General features: G+C 46.0%; 14 protein-coding genes. 8 read left to right on the forward strand and 6 right to left on the reverse strand.

Features of this window, described 5'->3' with window-relative positions:
- Nucleotides 1–41: 41 nt before the first annotated feature.
- From Q5C82_RS14045 to putR, 7 genes are all read left to right on the forward strand, one after another.
- Nucleotides 42–1016: a LysR family transcriptional regulator gene (locus tag Q5C82_RS14045; RefSeq protein WP_003224811.1), complete on the forward strand. Its 975-nt coding sequence runs from the start codon at nt 42–44 to the stop codon at nt 1014–1016.
- Between the two features lie 71 nt (nt 1017–1087).
- Nucleotides 1088–2044 (forward strand): cephalosporin C deacetylase, encoded by a 957-nt coding sequence (gene cah, locus Q5C82_RS14050; RefSeq protein WP_003224819.1) that lies wholly within the window; start codon nt 1088–1090, stop codon nt 2042–2044.
- 83 nt (nt 2045–2127) lie between these two features.
- On the forward strand, nt 2128–2910 hold the full coding sequence (locus tag Q5C82_RS14055; RefSeq protein WP_003224823.1) for a nucleotidyltransferase domain-containing protein: 783 nt from the start codon (nt 2128–2130) through the stop codon (nt 2908–2910).
- A 187-nt stretch (nt 2911–3097) separates the two neighbouring features.
- Nucleotides 3098–4009, forward strand: coding sequence for a proline dehydrogenase PutB (putB, locus tag Q5C82_RS14060; RefSeq protein WP_079996495.1), 912 nt, complete (start codon nt 3098–3100; stop codon nt 4007–4009).
- Between the two features lie 16 nt (nt 4010–4025).
- A complete protein-coding gene (gene pruA / locus Q5C82_RS14065) occupies nt 4026–5573 on the forward strand; it encodes an L-glutamate gamma-semialdehyde dehydrogenase (RefSeq protein ID WP_003224827.1) in 1548 nt (515 codons plus the stop codon).
- Between the two features lie 124 nt (nt 5574–5697).
- Nucleotides 5698–7119, forward strand: a complete 1422-nt coding sequence (gene putP / locus Q5C82_RS14070) for a sodium/proline symporter PutP (protein ID WP_229283696.1) — start codon at nt 5698–5700, stop codon at nt 7117–7119.
- A gap of 152 nt (nt 7120–7271) precedes the next feature.
- Nucleotides 7272–8507 (forward strand): proline utilization transcriptional regulator PutR, encoded by a 1236-nt coding sequence (gene putR / locus Q5C82_RS14075; RefSeq protein WP_003224834.1) that lies wholly within the window; start codon nt 7272–7274, stop codon nt 8505–8507.
- A gap of 36 nt (nt 8508–8543) precedes the next feature.
- Here putR and Q5C82_RS14080 read toward each other — a convergent pair whose 3' ends face one another.
- The 3 genes from Q5C82_RS14080 to Q5C82_RS14090 form a co-directional block, all read right to left on the reverse strand.
- Nucleotides 8544–9401, reverse strand: coding sequence for a TIGR03943 family protein (locus Q5C82_RS14080; RefSeq protein WP_013307912.1), 858 nt, complete (start codon nt 9399–9401; stop codon nt 8544–8546).
- A 4-nt stretch (nt 9402–9405) separates the two neighbouring features.
- Nucleotides 9406–10290: a permease gene (locus Q5C82_RS14085; RefSeq protein ID WP_079996503.1), complete on the reverse strand. Its 885-nt coding sequence runs from the start codon at nt 10288–10290 to the stop codon at nt 9406–9408.
- 99 nt (nt 10291–10389) lie between these two features.
- The gene (locus tag Q5C82_RS14090) at nt 10390–11244 is read right to left on the reverse strand and encodes an alpha/beta fold hydrolase (RefSeq protein ID WP_003224840.1); all 855 of its coding nucleotides are present in this window, start codon (nt 11242–11244) and stop codon (nt 10390–10392) included.
- Nucleotides 11245–11406: 162 nt separating this feature from the next.
- On the opposite strand from Q5C82_RS14090, the gene ffoR reads away from it, so the two are divergent.
- A complete protein-coding gene (gene ffoR, locus Q5C82_RS14095) occupies nt 11407–12417 on the forward strand; it encodes a ferredoxin--NADP(+) reductase (protein WP_003224842.1) in 1011 nt (336 codons plus the stop codon).
- Nucleotides 12418–12447: 30 nt separating this feature from the next.
- Here ffoR and cobA read toward each other — a convergent pair whose 3' ends face one another.
- The 3 genes from cobA to nasD are packed head-to-tail and all read right to left on the reverse strand — an operon-like array spanning nt 12448 to nt 16729.
- On the reverse strand, nt 12448–13899 hold the full coding sequence (gene cobA / locus Q5C82_RS14100) for a uroporphyrinogen-III C-methyltransferase (RefSeq protein ID WP_079996287.1): 1452 nt from the start codon (nt 13897–13899) through the stop codon (nt 12448–12450).
- A gap of 59 nt (nt 13900–13958) precedes the next feature.
- Complete coding sequence (nirD, locus tag Q5C82_RS14105; RefSeq protein ID WP_003224846.1) at nt 13959–14279, reverse strand: nitrite reductase small subunit NirD; 321 nt, start codon at nt 14277–14279, stop codon at nt 13959–13961.
- A gap of 32 nt (nt 14280–14311) precedes the next feature.
- Entirely contained in the window at nt 14312–16729 is a 2418-nt protein-coding gene (gene nasD / locus Q5C82_RS14110; protein ID WP_003224848.1) for an NADPH-nitrite reductase, read from the reverse strand.
- Nucleotides 16730–16770: the final 41 nt, after the last annotated feature.

Below are 16770 nucleotides of genomic sequence, written 5' to 3' on the forward strand. Positions count from 1 at the left end.
AAAAATGATAAAAACGATAGGTTCAACCTATGGAGGCTGAAATGGATATTAAAGTGATGGAATATGCAGCGGAAATCGCCCGGCGCCAAAGCTTTACAAAGGCGGCAGAGCATCTTCATATCGCTCAGCCATCTCTTAGCCAGCAAATCAAAAAGCTTGAGGCTGAGCTGGGGCTTACCCTTTTTTACAGATCCCACGGGTCTGTTACGCTGACACCCCACGGCCGGCGTTTCATTGAAAAAGCCGAGGACATCATTCGTTCAAGAGATGACTTGCTCCGGGAGATGCAGGAGCTGTCGCAAGGACTGGGGCACAAGCTTTCCATTGGGATTCCTGCTGTAACAGGGAGATATCTCTTTCCGCCTCTGCTGAAGCAGTTTTTAGCGCGTTATCCTCATGTAGAGGTTCAGCTTGTTGAACAAGATCCGGTTTCTTTAGAAGAGATGACGGCAAAGGGAGAGGTTGACCTTTCTGTCTTATCCTTGCCGATCGAGGATGAACGGCTCTCCATTACACCCTTGTTCACGGAACCGATTGTTCTCGCAGTGCCGAAGGAAAAACAAAAGTGGATGCCGCCGGAAATGATCGCGCTGATTGAGAAAGCGATGGAAGGTGAGGAAGGCCGCCAGCCGTGCGTGCCGCTTGAGATGGTAAGGCACGTGCCGTTTATTCTGTTAAAAGAAGGTTTCGGATTTCGCAGGACAGTTCTCGATCTCTGTGCGGAAAGCGGCTTCAAGCCGAATACTGCCTTTAAGACGAGCCATATTGAAACCGCCCAATCTCTTGTGGCCAACGGCTTAGGTGTGACAATGGCGCCGAATATGGTCAGAAGGGATAAAGATCCGGGTGTGATCTATTTATCCATTCAATCCGCGCCATCACGAACCCTCGTCTTTGTATTTTTAAAGAATCGCTACGTCAGCCTGACAGCACAGGCCTTTATGGAACTGAGCCGGGAAAGTCTTAAACAAACGTTTGATAAAGGCTGTCTGGAAAACAAAAGTGAAAATATTTAGAAAACAAATTCGAAACGTGGTAGTATAGGAATATAAACTAAATCTTATAAAACAAAGGGGGATAATCGGAAATGCAACTATTCGATCTGCCGCTCGACCAATTGCAAACGTATAAGCCTGAAAAAACAACACCGAACGATTTTTCTGAGTTTTGGAAATCGTCTTTGGACGAACTTGCGAAAGTCAAAGCAGCACCTGATTTACAGCTGGTTGATTATCCTGCTGATGGAGTCAAGGTGTACCGCCTCACATATAAAAGCTTCGGAAACGCCCGCATTACCGGATGGTACGCAGTGCCTGACAAGGAAGGACCGCATCCGGCGATCGTCAAATATCATGGCTACAACGCTAGCTATGACGGTGAGATTCATGAAATGGTAAACTGGGCGCTCCACGGTTACGCCGCATTCGGCATGCTAGTCCGCGGCCAGCAGAGCAGCGAGGATACGAGTATTTCTCCACATGGCCATGCTTTGGGCTGGATGACGAAAGGAATCCTTGATAAAGATACATACTATTACCGGGGCGTTTATTTGGACGCTGTCCGCGCGCTTGAGGTCATCAGCAGCTTTGACGAAGTTGACGAAACAAGAATCGGTGTGACAGGCGGAAGCCAAGGAGGCGGCTTAACCATTGCCGCAGCCGCTCTGTCAGACATTCCAAAAGCCGCGGTTGCCGATTATCCTTATTTAAGCAACTTTGAACGGGCCATTGATGTGGCGCTTGAACAGCCGTACCTTGAAATCAATTCCTTCTTTAGAAGAAATGGAAGCCCGGAAACGGAAGAGAAGGCGATGAAGACACTTTCATATTTCGATATTATGAATCTCGCTGACCGAGTGAAGGTCCCTGTCCTGATGTCGATCGGTCTGATTGACAAGGTCACGCCGCCGTCCACCGTGTTTGCCGCATACAACCACTTGGAGACAGAGAAAGAGCTCAAAGTGTACCGCTACTTCGGGCATGAGTATATCCCTGCCTTTCAAACAGAAAAACTTGCTTTCTTTAAGCAGCATCTTAAAGGCTGATAAACGTGAAAAGCCGCCGCACAACATCTGGCGGTTTTTTTCTGCAAACTGCCGGAATGAGAACAGACTGGAGACGAATAGAAATGAAACAAAGGATCATTGATGAATTAAAACGAATCGAGCAGTCATACGGAGTTAAAATCGTATATGCCGTTGAGTCAGGAAGCCGCGCATGGGGATTCCCATCGCAGGACAGTGATTACGATGTCCGCTTTATTTATGTGCCGAAAAAAGAGTGGTATTTTTCAATTGAGCAGGAGCGTGATGTCATTGAGGAACCGATTCACGATTTGCTGGATATCAGCGGCTGGGAGCTGAGAAAGACGCTGCGCCTCTTCAAAAAGTCAAACCCGCCGCTCCTTGAATGGCTGTCCTCAGACATTGTGTACTACGAAGCATTTACGACTGCAAAGCAGTTAAGAAAACTGCGCACGGAGGCATTTAAGCCTGAAGCAAGCGTGTATCACTATATCAATATGGCGAGAAGGAACGTCAAGGATTACCTTCAAGGGCAAGAGGTCAAAATCAAAAAGTATTTCTATGTGCTTCGGCCTATTTTGGCTTGCAAATGGATTGAAAAGCACGGAACCATTCCGCCAATGGATTTTACTGTTTTGATGAATGAACTTGTCACTGACCCTGAGCTGAAGGCAGAAATGGAAACCTTGCTTGAACGGAAAAAAAGAGGTGAAGAGCTTGATCTTGAAGCAAGAATTCAAGTCATTCACCAATTCATTGAAACGGAAATCGAAAGAATCATGGAAGCAGCAAAAACGCTGAAAGCAGAACACAAGGATATGACACCTGAATTGAACCGTTTGCTTTTGAATACGGTTGAAGAAGTGTGGAAGGATGGAGGAAGCTGATGTTTTTTGTCGCTTCCTTTTCTCTGTTATTCGACAGGATTCCCCGACTTTCTAACTATCTGATTGTGGCAAACCCACAAAAATAATCAGAATCTTTGTATTTTGAGAATATTGTGAACGCCGGTTTTGTCCATTTACAATAAACTCATACAAATACTTCTTAGATTGCGGGGTGTTGAGGTTGGAAGTGATCACAAGAGATTTTTTCTTATTTTTATCCAAAAGCGGCTTTCTCAATAAAATGGCAAAGAACTGGGGAAGCAGAGTAGCAGCGGGTAAAATTATTGGCGGGAATGATTTTAACAGTTCAATCCCGACCATTCGACAGCTTAACAGCCAAGGTTTGTCAGTTACTGTCGATCATTTAGGCGAGTTTGTGAACAGCGCCGCGGTCGCTCGGGAGCGTACGGAAGAGTGTATTCAAACCATTGCGACCATTGCGGATCAGCAGCTGAACTCACAGGTTTCTTTAAAAATGACGTCTCTAGGCCTGGATATAGATATGGATCTGGTGTATGAAAATATGACGAAAATCCTTCAGACGGCCGAGAAGCATAAAATTATGGTCACCATCGACATGGAAGATGAAGTCAGATGCCAGAAAACGCTTGATATTTTCAAAGATTTCAGAAAGAAATACGAGTATGTAAGCACAGTGCTGCAAGCCTATCTATATCGGACGGAAAAAGACATTGACGATTTGGATTCTTTACACCCGTTCCTTCGCCTTGTAAAAGGAGCTTATAAAGAATCAGAAAAAGTAGCTTACCCGGAGAAAAGCGATGTCGATGAAAATTACAAAAAAATCATCCGAAAGCAACTCTTAAACGGTCACTATACAGCGATTGCCACACATGACGACAAAATGATCGACTATACAAAGCAGCTTGCCAAGGAAAATGGCATTGCCAATGACAAGTTTGAATTTCAGATGCTGTACGGCATGCGGTCGCAAACCCAGCTCAACCTCGTAAAAGAAGGTTATAACATGCGAGTCTACCTGCCATACGGCGAAGATTGGTACGGCTACTTTATGAGACGCCTTGCAGAACGTCCGTCAAACATTGCATTTGCTTTCAAAGGAATGACAAAGAAGTAAAAAAGGAGAGATTATCATGACAACACCTTACAAACACGAACCATTCACAAATTTCCAAGATCAAAACAACGTGGAAGCGTTTAAAAAAGCGCTTGCGACGGTAAGCGAATATTTAGGAAAAGACTATCCGCTAGTCATTAACGGCGAAAGGGTGGAAACAGAAGCGAAAATCGTTTCGATCAACCCGGCTGATAAAGAAGAAGTAGTCGGCCGAGTGTCAAAAGCTTCTCAAGAGCACGCTGAGCAAGCGATTGAAGCGGCTGCGAAGGCATTCGAAGAGTGGAGATACACGTCTCCTGAAGAAAGAGCGGCTGTCCTGTTCCGCGCTGCTGCTAAAGTCCGCAGAAGAAAACATGAATTCTCCGCTTTGCTTGTAAAAGAGGCAGGAAAGCCTTGGAACGAGGCGGACGCTGATACAGCTGAAGCGATTGACTTCATGGAGTATTATGCGCGCCAAATGATCGAACTGGCAAAAGGCAAACCGGTCAACAGCCGTGAAGGCGAGAAAAACCAATATGTGTACACACCGACTGGTGTAACAGTTGTTATTCCGCCTTGGAACTTCTTGTTTGCGATTATGGCAGGAACAACAGTAGCGCCGATTGTTACTGGAAATACAGTAGTTCTAAAACCTGCGAGCGCTACACCTGTCATTGCGGCAAAATTCGTGGAGGTCCTTGAAGAGTCCGGATTGCCAAAAGGCGTAGTCAACTTTGTTCCAGGCAGCGGAGCCGAAGTCGGTGACTACCTTGTTGACCATCCGAAAACAAGCCTTATCACATTTACGGGATCAAGAGAAGTGGGTACGAGAATTTTCGAACGCGCGGCGAAGGTTCAGCCAGGCCAGCAGCACTTAAAGCGTGTTATCGCTGAAATGGGCGGTAAGGATACGGTTGTTGTCGATGAGGATGCGGACATTGAATTGGCAGCTCAATCCATCTTTACATCAGCGTTCGGCTTTGCGGGACAAAAATGTTCTGCAGGTTCACGTGCAGTAGTCCATGAAAAAGTGTATGATCAGGTATTGAAGCGTGTCATTGAAATTACGGAATCTAAAGTAACAGCAAAACCTGACAGTGCGGATGTTTATATGGGACCTGTTATTGACCAAGGTTCTTATGATAAAATTATGAGCTATATTGAGATCGGAAAACAGGAAGGGCGTTTAGTAAGCGGCGGCACTGGTGACGATTCGAAAGGATACTTCATCAAACCGACGATCTTCGCTGACCTTGATCCGAAAGCAAGACTCATGCAGGAAGAAATTTTCGGACCTGTCGTTGCATTTTCTAAAGTGTCAAACTTTGATGAAGCTTTAGAAGTCGCAAACAATACTGAATACGGTTTAACAGGCGCAGTTATCACAAACAACCGCAAGCACATCGAGCGTGCGAAACAGGAATTCCATGTCGGAAATCTGTACTTCAACCGCAACTGTACAGGCGCTATCGTCGGGTACCATCCGTTTGGCGGCTTCAAAATGTCCGGAACGGATTCAAAAGCAGGCGGACCGGATTACTTGGCACTGCACATGCAGGCTAAAACAATCAGTGAAATGTTCTAAAGCGGGACTAAATGGGCATCCTCCCTGCGGGGATGTCCATTTCATCCATATACCATAAAAAAGAGGAGGAAGTGCCATAGAAAACACACAGCTGATTATTTCGATTTGTATTTATATGGCGGGGATGCTGTTGATCGGCTACTTTGCTTACAAGCGCACGTCAAATCTGACGGATTACATGCTTGGAGGACGCTCTTTGGGTCCGGCGGTAACCGCTCTCAGTGCCGGTGCTGCCGATATGAGCGGCTGGCTGCTGATGGGGCTCCCGGGTGCCATGTTTTCAACAGGTCTGAGCGGTATTTGGATTGTGTTCGGACTTTGCCTTGGAGCATGGGCGAACTGGCTCTACGTTGCGCCTCGGCTGAGAACCTATACTGAACAAGCGGGGAATTCAATCACAATTCCCGGGTTCCTTGAAAATCGCTTCGGAGACCATTCGAAGCTGCTGAGACTGTTTTCAGGGATTGTGATTTTAGTCTTCTTCACATTTTATGTTTCGTCTGGAATGGTATCAGGCGGCGTTTTATTCAACAGTATTTTGGGGATGGAATATCATACGGGCTTGTGGGTTGTGACTGGTGTTGTTGTGGTATATACCCTGTTTGGCGGCTTTTTGGCAGTCAGCTGGACAGATTTTGTTCAGGGGATCATTATGTTTGCCGCACTCATCCTTGTTCCGATCGTTACGTTTTTCCATACGGGAGGAGCAAGTGAAACAGTTACTGAAATCCGCTCTGTTGATCCAGATATGTTTAATATGTTCAAAGGAACAAGCGTCCTTGGCATTATTTCTTTGTTTGCCTGGGGTTTGGGATACTTTGGCCAGCCGCATATCATTGTGCGTTTTATGGCGATAACGTCTGTCAAAGAGATCAAAAGAGCGCGCAGAATCGGAATGGGCTGGATGATTTTGTCGGCAGTCGGCGCTGTGCTGACCGGTTTGGGCGGAATCGCTTATTACCATCAGAATGGCATGACACTGAAGGACCCTGAGACGATTTTTATTCAATTAGGAAATATTTTGTTCCATCCGATTATCACAGGTTTTCTGATTTCAGCTATTTTGGCCGCGATTATGAGTACAATTTCTTCCCAGCTGCTTGTGACATCAAGCTCTCTGGTAGAAGATTTGTATAAGTCGATGTTCAGACGCTCAGCTTCTGATAAAGAGCTGGTGTTTTTGGGCCGTATGGCTGTGCTTGTGATTTCTGTCATCGCATTATTCCTTGCTTGGGAGAAAAATAATACAATCCTTGGGTTGGTAAGCTACGCGTGGGCGGGCTTCGGTGCATCATTCGGGCCGGTTGTACTGCTCAGTCTGTTTTGGAAACGAATGACCAAATGGGGGGCACTCGCCGGCATGATTGTGGGAGCAGCAACTGTAATCATTTGGGCGAATGCCGGTCTTTCGGACTTTCTGTATGAAATCATACCTGGTTTTGCTGCGAGTCTATTATCTGTCTTTATCGTCAGTGTATTGACGCAGGCTCCGTCACAAGCTGTCGCAGACCAGTTTAAAGACTACCAAGATACAATGTCACAATAAAGATTGAAAGGAGGAGGAAGGGGTTGTCCCTTTTTCCTCTTTTCTCCTTTTAAGCGGACGTTTTTTTCTTTTGGAAACAAACGTATTTTTTTCTATACAAAAAGCCCCCGTATGGATATGATTAAAGTAAAAAAAGTATAGGAGAAAAAGGTATGGAAGAGCTTTTAGAGAGAGTTTTTTCATTTTCAGATGTTGATAAGCTGATTGATTTTATCAGTTATGAACTGCAAAAACCAGTTATACTGGAAAGCGCGGATTTCTTTTTGTTAGCCTATAATTCTTACTATATTAACCATTTTGATTCTGCCAACCAGCAGACTATTTTTTCAAAAAAATGTCCGGTACAGATTTTCGAGAGGTTTCTGAAGGATGGAATCATTGAAAAACTGAAAACCGAACCTGAGCCATTTCGCGTCAATAAAATTGAAAGCATTGGGTTAAACCAGAGGGTGGTCGTGAGTGCGAAGCACAAAGGGGAAGTCATGGGCTACATCTGGGTTCAGGAGCTGGACCAAAATCTGACGGAAGAAGAACTCGACTTTTTGTATGAGACCTCTTTTCATGTCGGGAAAATCATTTATAAAACGAACAAGCTGAAGCAGGAAAAGGAAGAAAAAGCGGAAGATCTCATTAAACGGGCGATCTATCAGCAATTTACCACTGAGAAGGAACTCAGACGGGAAGCCGAAAGAATCAACACCGTGCTGCCTTCCATGTTTTCGGTTGTCATCCTGCACGCCGCGAATGGGGATGGGGAAGCGGTTGAGGATTTAAAGGAGAATATCAGGTCGTACCTAAATTTACGGGATAAAGTCAGTCATGTCTTAACGATCGAATCAAATATTGTCATCGTCGTAGCGAGTTTTTCCCAAAAAAGCTCCGTCTCCTCGGCAGCTTCAGAATTTATTAACAAGCTGTTAACACATTTTCACTTTCAGAAAATACCTACCCCTATTTATATCGGTATCGGAAACGAATATGATCACCTTTTAAAACTCGGCAAGAGCTATACAGAAGCACTTGAAGTCATCAAAGCTGCAGAAATCACCGGCAATCAGGAAAACATTCCATATGAATATGCCAAACTCGGCATTTACCGTTATTTAGAAAGCATTGAACAGAAAAACGAATTTTTAGAATACGAGAATAAGGATTTAGCTTTATTAAAAGCGAAAGACCAAGAAAGCAGCACCGAGCTGCTTAAAACCTTGGAAATCTATCTCCTCAACAACTGCAAAACAAAACCAGCAGCAGAACAGCTGTTTATTCACCAAAATACATTGAATTACCGCATCAAACAGATTACTGAAATGACGTCGATCGATTTAAGCGATTTCAGAACGCGGTGCCAGCTTTATCTTGATTTGATGCTGATGAAAAAGAAATAAAAAAGAAACCAGTACTTGTACTGGTTTCGTCTTCACTTAAAATCCTCTGTAAACGTACGGATCATCAGGTTTTTTAATGGTGTTCCAGTCGGTTACTTTCACGACAGGGAGAGTCGACTTGAATGGCTGGTAATATTCTGAGGCCAGAGTGCCCTTAATTTGAATCCATTCATCATCCTTGATGTTCATGTCCTTCGGAAACTCCACAAGCATCCCGTACACGCCGGAATCAGCGATACAGTGAATGATGCCAAACCTTAACACGAACAGCTGGTTTTTGTTAATCGCGTTTCCTTTGTACGCAAATCCATGAAATTCAATCGTCCGTCCAAGAAATTCACCCGGATAGTTATAAATGGTTTCCATTCCTTTTAGGAAATCATCATCGGTCAGAGAAATCTCTTTCTTGCTGGAATACTTATTAAACAGCTGTTTCATTTGTTTGTCATAGCTGTCTTGTGCATAATAAAGACTGGCATCAGGCCGCAAATACTGTGTTTGGGAGTAATGATCTCCGCTTTCCATCGCCTTAAATGAGAACCCTTTTGTTTTGACAATGGATGAGTCAAGCGTCGCAATCGGGAAGAAGATACCCGACACCAAAGGAAAAAGAAAAACAAGATAAATCAAATAACGCTGATAAAATGGCCTGTTTTGTTCATGGTCATGCTCGTGATCATGGCCGCACCCGCAATCATCATCATGATGATGTCCGCCTTTTTCAGGCGATTTGATAAATACATATGCTTGAACGGCTGTCAGAATGGCCAGCAGGAAGATCGCAATAAAGGAAAGATAGGAATATTTCATATTGATATATTTTGTTAGATTTCCTGAGGCATGCAGATGGTAAAAGAAAAACGTAAATCCCATCAGCACCAATAGACGAAACATCCAATCACCCCTTTACCAGTAGTGATCCCGCTAAGACAATTACGACAATGTACGTAATCAGCAGGAAAACAAATCGTTTTTTGAAGGCCGCAAGCATCATTAAGAGATTCTTAATATCAACCATCGCACCGAAGACGAGAAAGGCGATGAGCGAGCCTAAAGAAAATGTGCTGCTGAAGGAAGATGCAATAAATGCATCCACTTCTGAACAAAGCGATAAGACAAACGCAAGCCCCATCATCACGAGGGAAGAAGATACATCATTCTGCCCGATCGCAAGCAGAGTGGATGTTTTGACATACGTCTGCATCGCGGCTGCGATAAAGGCGCCGATGATTAAATATTTCCCCACGGAGAAAAATTCATCAATGGCGTGACGCAAGGTCCCTCCCAGCTTTTGAAGCAGGGTGTGGTGATGATGATGGTGATGCCCGGGTTCATCAGGCTTTAAGAGCTGGTTATCCTTAAATTGATAGGATAAGATGATGCCGATGATCACCGAAACGGCGAGCGCCAGTCCGCCCCGGTAAAAGACAACGCTCCATCTATTCCCGAACGCAATAAAAGTAGAAAATAAAACGATAGGATTAATGATAGGCGCTGTCAGCATGAAAGCAACGCCCGCATGCAAAGGAACCCCCTTTAACAGGAGACGCCTCGTAATCGGGATAATGCCGCATTCGCAGGCAGGAAATAAAACCCCGGCCAGCGCACCGAATAAAACGGCGAGAAAGCGGTTCTTCGGCATGATCCTCGCAATCATTTCTTCAGAAACGAACATTTGAATGATTCCGGAAAGTATGACGCCAATCAGAATAAACGGAATGGCTTCTATTAAAATGCTGATAAAAATAGAATTCAGCTGAAGAAAAGATGATTGTGCTGTCACGATAAAACCTCCGCTCATGGTAAGCTGCCTCTCTTATGATACCAGAAAAAAAGGCACTGCTTGTTTGACGGAGGAGGGGGAAGGATCGTTTCACTTTGTTTAGGATTCCAAAAAGCCGAGTATGATTCTATCTGTTTCAGCAGCTTCTTTCCCGAGCCAAATCAGGTGTCCCCATGAGTGAAGCAAACAGAGAACAGCGTCAGGAATATGTTCTTTTGCATAGTGTGCATGTGACTTGTCGATAAACCCATCATAGACACTTTGCATAATCAGTACGGGGCATGAGATGGCCTGCAGCTCTTTTGAAGAGATAGCGGCTGTTTGTGACAGGTCAAGAAGAAATCCTTCACCTGAGCGCTGCCGGCTGTTCATTTTCCGAAATGCTTCTACGTCTTTTTCATCCATCAGGGACTTGATTCGCTGAAACGATAGTGTGCTGAATTGTGGGCTCATGGCTTGAAACATGAAACGCGGGAAGGCGTTATTTAGATAAGAAATCAGCTTCCATATCCATTTTTCCACCGGCGGGCGGAAGAGGATTCTCCCCATTTTATATTCAGTATCTTTGGGGGTGAGCCATTCCTTGGTGACCGCGGATTGCAGGGTTAGAGTGTTTACCCTTTCCGGATAATGTGAGGCAAAGCTTATGCCGCTCGGCCCTCCTGCTGAGATGGCCACCACATGGACACTGTCGATTTGTAAATGATCTAATAAATTCACATAGAAACGGCAGGCATCGGCAAGACTTTTTCCAATCTCTTTTGACGTCCGTCCATAGCCGGGCCTTGAAGGCGTGATGATGGAATATTCATGCTCAATCAGCGCCGTGTACCCGAATTCCTCGTAACAATTTGAATGCCCGCCATGCATGACAAGAATGGGGGGGCCACTGCCTGCAACAGAATATTCCAGTGTGTGCCCTTCGAAAGTGATCGTTTCGACTCGTCTTTTCATCTGTTTCTCCCATTTGTTTTCTGCCTATTATAGAGTTTTCAACAATTTACCACAAGGAGAAGAAATGAATAAACAAAGGCTCGGGAAATATGATATACTTTGTATTGATATTCATTCTCAATTAAAATGGTTTTGATATAGATGTGAACGGAGGCAGGACGGATGGCTGAGAATCAAGAGGTATATGACGTTACGATTATAGGCGGGGGGCCGATCGGACTGTTTACAGCTTTTTACTGCGGGATGCGGGAGCTGAAAACGAAAGTAATCGAATTTTTGCCGCGGCTCGGAGGGAAGGTGTCTTTATTCTTTCCTGAGAAAATCATTCGCGATATCGGCGGAATACCAGGGATTGCAGGAAAGCAGCTGATCAAGCAGCTGAAAGAGCAGGCGGCGACGTTTGATCCTGATATCGTGCTGAATCAGCGTGTGACCGGATTTGAACGCTTGGAAGACGGCACCATTGTGCTGACAGGTTCTGAAGGAGAAAAGCATTATACACGTACCGTGATTTTAGCTGTCGGCATGGGAACGCTTGAGGTCAATGAGTTTGACAGTGAGGATGCGACCCGGTATGCGGGCAAAAATCTTCATTATGGAGTGGAGAAGCTTGATGCATTTAAAGGGAAGCGGGTCGTGATATCAGGCGGCGGTGATACTGCAGTCGATTGGGCCAATGAGCTGGAACCGATTGCGGCGTCTGTGACTGTTGTTCACCGGCGCGAGGAATTCGGCGGAATGGAAAGCAGCGTGACGAAGATGAAGCAATCATCGGTGCGGGTGCTCACTCCTTATTGTCTGGAGCAGCTGAGCGGCGATGAAGATCGCATCCAAAGTGTGACTGTTTGTCATACTGCGTCTGGCCAGAGGGAAGACATAGCGGTTGACGAGCTGATCATTAACCATGGGTTCAAAATTGATCTCGGACCGATGAAGGGGTGGGGGCTTGAGATTGAAGAAGGCAGGGTGAAAGCTGACAGACATATGCGGACGAATCTTCCGGGTGTGTTTGTGGCGGGTGACGCGGCTTTTTATGAAAGCAAACTGAGATTGATTGCCGGCGGCTTTACGGAAGGCCCGACAGCGGTCAACAGCGCGAAGGCTTATTTGGACCCTAAGGCCGAGAATATGGCGATGTATTCAACTCATCACAAAAAATTAGTGCATAAATAAAACAGCCCTTAAGGAAAGGGCTGCGAGCAATCAGCTGTGAAGAAGCTTTTTTTCCGCCTGTTGATTTTGAATCAAAGCAAACAATTCATCCTGTTCTTGGACAGCTGTGAATCCATAAGCGCCGGCAGCTGAGTTATCGCTTATGCAGACGATAGGAGGCCGGCTTGCTGATGGTTCCGGCGAAATGCCAATTTGTTCGCCTGCGCTGATCAATTGCTGAGTGGACGGTTTGCTCGGGCATATGATCATGTGCAGCGGAGATTCACTGATGGTTCGCTGAATCATGTGGGTGAACCGGTCATCTATGACGTTTTCATGAGTGATATAAAACGAACAGGACTCATGCTTCTGTATGTTTTCCACTGCATGCCGGCTCCCGACCACAAGACGTTTTTCTGAATCAGGCTGAATGGCTGATATGAGGAAACCCCGTTTTTTAAGCTCCGTCTCTGCATGTTCAGATGTCGCACTTAGTCGGGCTGTCAGCTGGCGGATGTCGATTTTCTTAGAAGTCAGCGCTTGGAAAAATTCACAAACCGCATGGTGCGACGTGAAAAAAATGTCTTCAAAGGTGCCGATCTTTCGAAGAATCTCTTCATTGACAGGCATGTTCTCAGTCCGCCATTTCGGCCATTCGATGACATCGGCACCGGAAGCACGCAGCTTGTCTGCAAGCGGGTCTTCATCTTCGCCATGAGTGACAACCATGATGTGCTGGCCGATGAGTGGTTTGCTTTCAAACCAGCTGTGTGTTTGAAAATTGACGATATCTCCGATGACGATAATCGCAGGGTTTGTGATCTGGTGTTCCTGTACTTTTTGCTGAATGTTCTCAAGCGATCCTTTCACGCTCCGCTGGCGGCCCCACGTACCCCATTGGACCACAATGACAGGGACAGAAGGCGATTTTCCGTATGCGATGAGCTGCTGGCAAATATAAGATAAATTCTTGACGCCCATGTAAAAGACAAGGGTTTGAACGCTCCGGGCAAGTCCTTCCCAGTCGAGATTCGGCGTGCCTTTTAATGATTTATCATGCGCAGTAATCATGGCAAAAGACGATGCGAAATCCCGATGCGTAACGGGGATGCCCGCGTATAGCGGCGCTGCAATTCCAGAAGTGATCCCCGGCACCATTTCATAACGGATGCCGTGCTCATGGAGAGCATCTGCTTCCTCTCCGACTCTGCCGAATACACTCGGATCTCCGCCTTTTAAACGGACAACGGTTAACCCCATTGATGCTTTTTCAACCAGCAGGGCGTTGATTTCTCTTTGTTTCATAAAATGGCGGTCTGGCAGTTTTCCGCAATAAATAAACTGGCAGTCCGGTGATGCGAATTCGAGCAGCTTCGGGTTGGCGAGTCGGTCATATAAAATAACATCTGCTTCCTCCAGCGCCTGTTTTCCTTTGATGGTAAGCAGCCCTGGATCACCGGGACCCGCTCCCACGAAATATACAATTCCGTTCTTCATGATCATGTCATCCTTCCGTCACTGTAAAAAATGAAGGATCACTTAAAAGTGATCCGGTCTTTTGATCAATATACGAGATAAACATGTTCTCCCTCGATCAGCGTTTCGTATGTTTTGACGCATCCGTGATCTGGTTCCTGGACGATTCCGTCTTCTAAGGAGATTTTCCAGTCGTGCATCGGGCAGAAAACATATTCTCCGCTGACGATCCCTTCTGCCAGGACGCCGCCCTTATGCGGACAGCGGTTTTCGATGGCGCGGATGCTTCCGTTTGAAAGCTTGAAGACCGCGAGCTCCTTATCTTCAATATACACTGTTTTGCCTAATTGTTCAGGCAATTCTTCAATTTTTCCGATACATACTTTTGTTACGCCTTTGTTTACCATGTCCATTCCTCCTCAATGATTGTTTTTTGTCATTATGATGTGCTCACGACATTTTCAAATAACTCTTTAGAGGTTTGTTTGTTTTCCAGGAAGTTCTTCCAAGGATCCTTGTGGACAGAGAGTGTTTCATTCATTTGGTCGTTCAGCTCCTGCCGCTTTTCCGGATTGTTTAACACGGATTGGACATGGGATAAACCGACGCGCTCAAGCCATGCGGAAGTACGCTCCAGATAGTTCGCGGTTTCCCGGTAATATTGCAGGTAAGCGCCTGCGTATTCTAAGACTTCTTCATTTGTTTTCACCTTCATCAGCAAATCACCGGCACGTAAATGAGTTCCGCCGTTTCCGCCGACATAAAGCTCCCAGCCTCCGTCAATGCCGACAACGCCAAGGTCCTTAATGCCGGATTCCGCACAGTTCCGCGGGCAGGCAGACACGGCCATTTTCACTTTATGAGGCGTGTTCAGCCCTTCGAATTTTTTCTCGAGCGCAATGCCCAGTGCCATGGAGTCTTGCGTGCCGAAGCGGCAGAATTGCTCGCCTACGCATGTTTTTACTGTGCGCAGTGTCTTTCCGTACGCGTAGCCTGACGGCATATCAAGATCTTCCCATACCTTCGGAAGGTCTTCTTTTTTCACGCCGATGAGATCAATTCGCTGGCCGCCAGTCATTTTCACGAGCGGGATCTCATATTTGTCGACGACATCCGCGATCTTGCGCAAATCTGTGGAGTTGGTCACGCCTCCGTACATCCGGGGTACGACTGAATATGTTCCGTCTTTTTGAATATTGGCGTGCATTCGTTCGTTAACAAAGCGGGATGTCCGGTCATCCTCGTATTTGGTTGGATTGATCATGCCTAAGTAGTAGTTCAGGGCCGGCCGGCATTTGGAACAGCCTTCTGGCGTTTTCCAGCCGAGCACGTTCATGATTTCTCTTGTATGTGACAGCCCTTTGGCTTTGATTTCTTCTACGACTTCATCTCTCGACAATGTGGTACAGCCGCAAATCGCTTCTTTTTGCGCTGACGCATCAAAGTCAGATCCGAGCGTATGCTGGAGGATTTCTTCTACGAGCGGCTTACAGCCTCCGCATGAGCGGGATGCACCGGTACATGCTTTAATCTCATCCGTTGACGAGCAGCCCTTTTCCTGTATGGCTTGAATAATTGCACCTTTTGACACGCCGTTACAGCCGCAGATGATTTCATCATCGCTCATCGCTGCGGTCATGCTCGTGCCTGCTTCTTGGTTGAGAGGCTGTAAGATTGATATTTTAGAGGTTTCAGTGATATCGGCTTCTTTTTGAATCATAGAAAACAGGCGATTGCCCTCGCTGCTGTCGCCGAATAAAACAGCACCGACAATTTGATTGCCTCTCAGGACGATTTTTTTATAGATGCCGTCCTGTTCATCGAAAACCTTAATCGCTTTTTTCTCATCTGATTCGTTAAAGTCACCGGCAGAGAAGACCTCGACACCTGATACCTTTAACTGAGTGGAGAGAACGGAGCCTTCATACGGTTTTGTTTCGATGCCGCAAATATGCTTCGCCAGCACTTTTGCCTGTTCATAAAGCGGCGCCACGAGCCCGTATGCGATTCCCCGGTGCTCAGCACATTCACCGACCGCATAAATGTGCGGGATTTCAGTTTGCATATAATCGTTGACAATAATTCCGCGGTTAACCGGAATGCCGCTTTCGGCTCCGAGCGCTGTATTCGGGCGAATGCCGACAGCCATGACGACTAAATCAGCTTCAATGCTTGTGCCGTCTTTGAAGCGGACGCCTTCGACACGGCCATCACCGACAATTTCTTCGGTTTGCTTTTCAAGTAAAAAGGTCATCCCTTGTTTTTCCAACTCGTTTTGCAGCAGGCGTCCTGCCGTTGCATCAAGCTGGCGTTCCATCAGGTATGGGGCGAGATGGATGACAGACACGTCCATGCCGAGATTCAGCAGTCCGCGTGCTGCTTCCAAACCAAGCAGTCCTCCGCCGATGACGGCTGCTTTTTTATATTGTTTTGACGCGGCGAGCATTGTGTCTGTATCTTTTATGTCCCGGAAAGCTGTGACGCCTTTTTTGTCTGCGCCCGGAATCGGAAGGATAAAAGGGACAGAGCCTGTCGCCAGGATCAATTCGTCGTAAGGCTGGATTCTGTCTGCATCTGTGATGACTGTTTTGTTTTCCGTATCCACTTTGATGACTGTTTCATTTGTATACAATTGAATATTGTTTTCTTCGTACCAGTCCCAATCGTTTAACGTAATATCTTTAATATCTGTATCGCCTTGAAGCACTTTTGACAAAAGGATTCGGTTGTAGTTGGGATGCGGTTCGGCACCGAAAATTGTGATCTGAAACTCGTCTTTTGCAACACTCAGTATCTCTTCAATGGCCCTTACCCCGGCCATTCCATTTCCAACAAGAACTAGCTGTTTTTTTCCCATCAGATGATCCGCTCCTTATCAATGTTTTTTCCAGCGTAGCA

The sequence above is a fragment of the uncultured Bacillus sp. genome (assembly GCF_958411575.1).
In the GTDB taxonomy this organism is placed as follows: Bacteria; Bacillota; Bacilli; order Bacillales; family Bacillaceae; genus Bacillus; species Bacillus spizizenii.

Bases quoted from the DNA above. Each gene is read 5' to 3' on its own strand.
- Q5C82_RS14045 (WP_003224811.1), top strand. From the start codon at position 42: ATGGATATTAAAGTGATGGAATATGCAGCGGAAATCGCCCGGCGCCAA.
- cah (WP_003224819.1), top strand. From the start codon at position 1,088: ATGCAACTATTCGATCTGCCGCTCGACCAATTGCAAACGTATAAGCCT.
- Q5C82_RS14055 (WP_003224823.1), top strand. From the start codon at position 2,128: ATGAAACAAAGGATCATTGATGAATTAAAACGAATCGAGCAGTCATAC.
- pruA (WP_003224827.1), top strand. From the start codon at position 4,026: ATGACAACACCTTACAAACACGAACCATTCACAAATTTCCAAGATCAA.
- putP (WP_229283696.1), top strand. From the start codon at position 5,698: ATGCTGTTGATCGGCTACTTTGCTTACAAGCGCACGTCAAATCTGACG.
- putR (WP_003224834.1), top strand. From the start codon at position 7,272: ATGGAAGAGCTTTTAGAGAGAGTTTTTTCATTTTCAGATGTTGATAAG.
- Q5C82_RS14080 (WP_013307912.1), bottom strand. From the start codon at position 9,401: ATGTTTCGTCTATTGGTGCTGATGGGATTTACGTTTTTCTTTTACCAT.
- Q5C82_RS14090 (WP_003224840.1), bottom strand. From the start codon at position 11,244: ATGAAAAGACGAGTCGAAACGATCACTTTCGAAGGGCACACACTGGAA.
- ffoR (WP_003224842.1), top strand. From the start codon at position 11,407: ATGGCTGAGAATCAAGAGGTATATGACGTTACGATTATAGGCGGGGGG.
- cobA (WP_079996287.1), bottom strand. From the start codon at position 13,899: ATGATCATGAAGAACGGAATTGTATATTTCGTGGGAGCGGGTCCCGGT.
- nirD (WP_003224846.1), bottom strand. From the start codon at position 14,279: ATGGTAAACAAAGGCGTAACAAAAGTATGTATCGGAAAAATTGAAGAA.
- nasD (WP_003224848.1), bottom strand. From the start codon at position 16,729: ATGGGAAAAAAACAGCTAGTTCTTGTTGGAAATGGAATGGCCGGGGTA.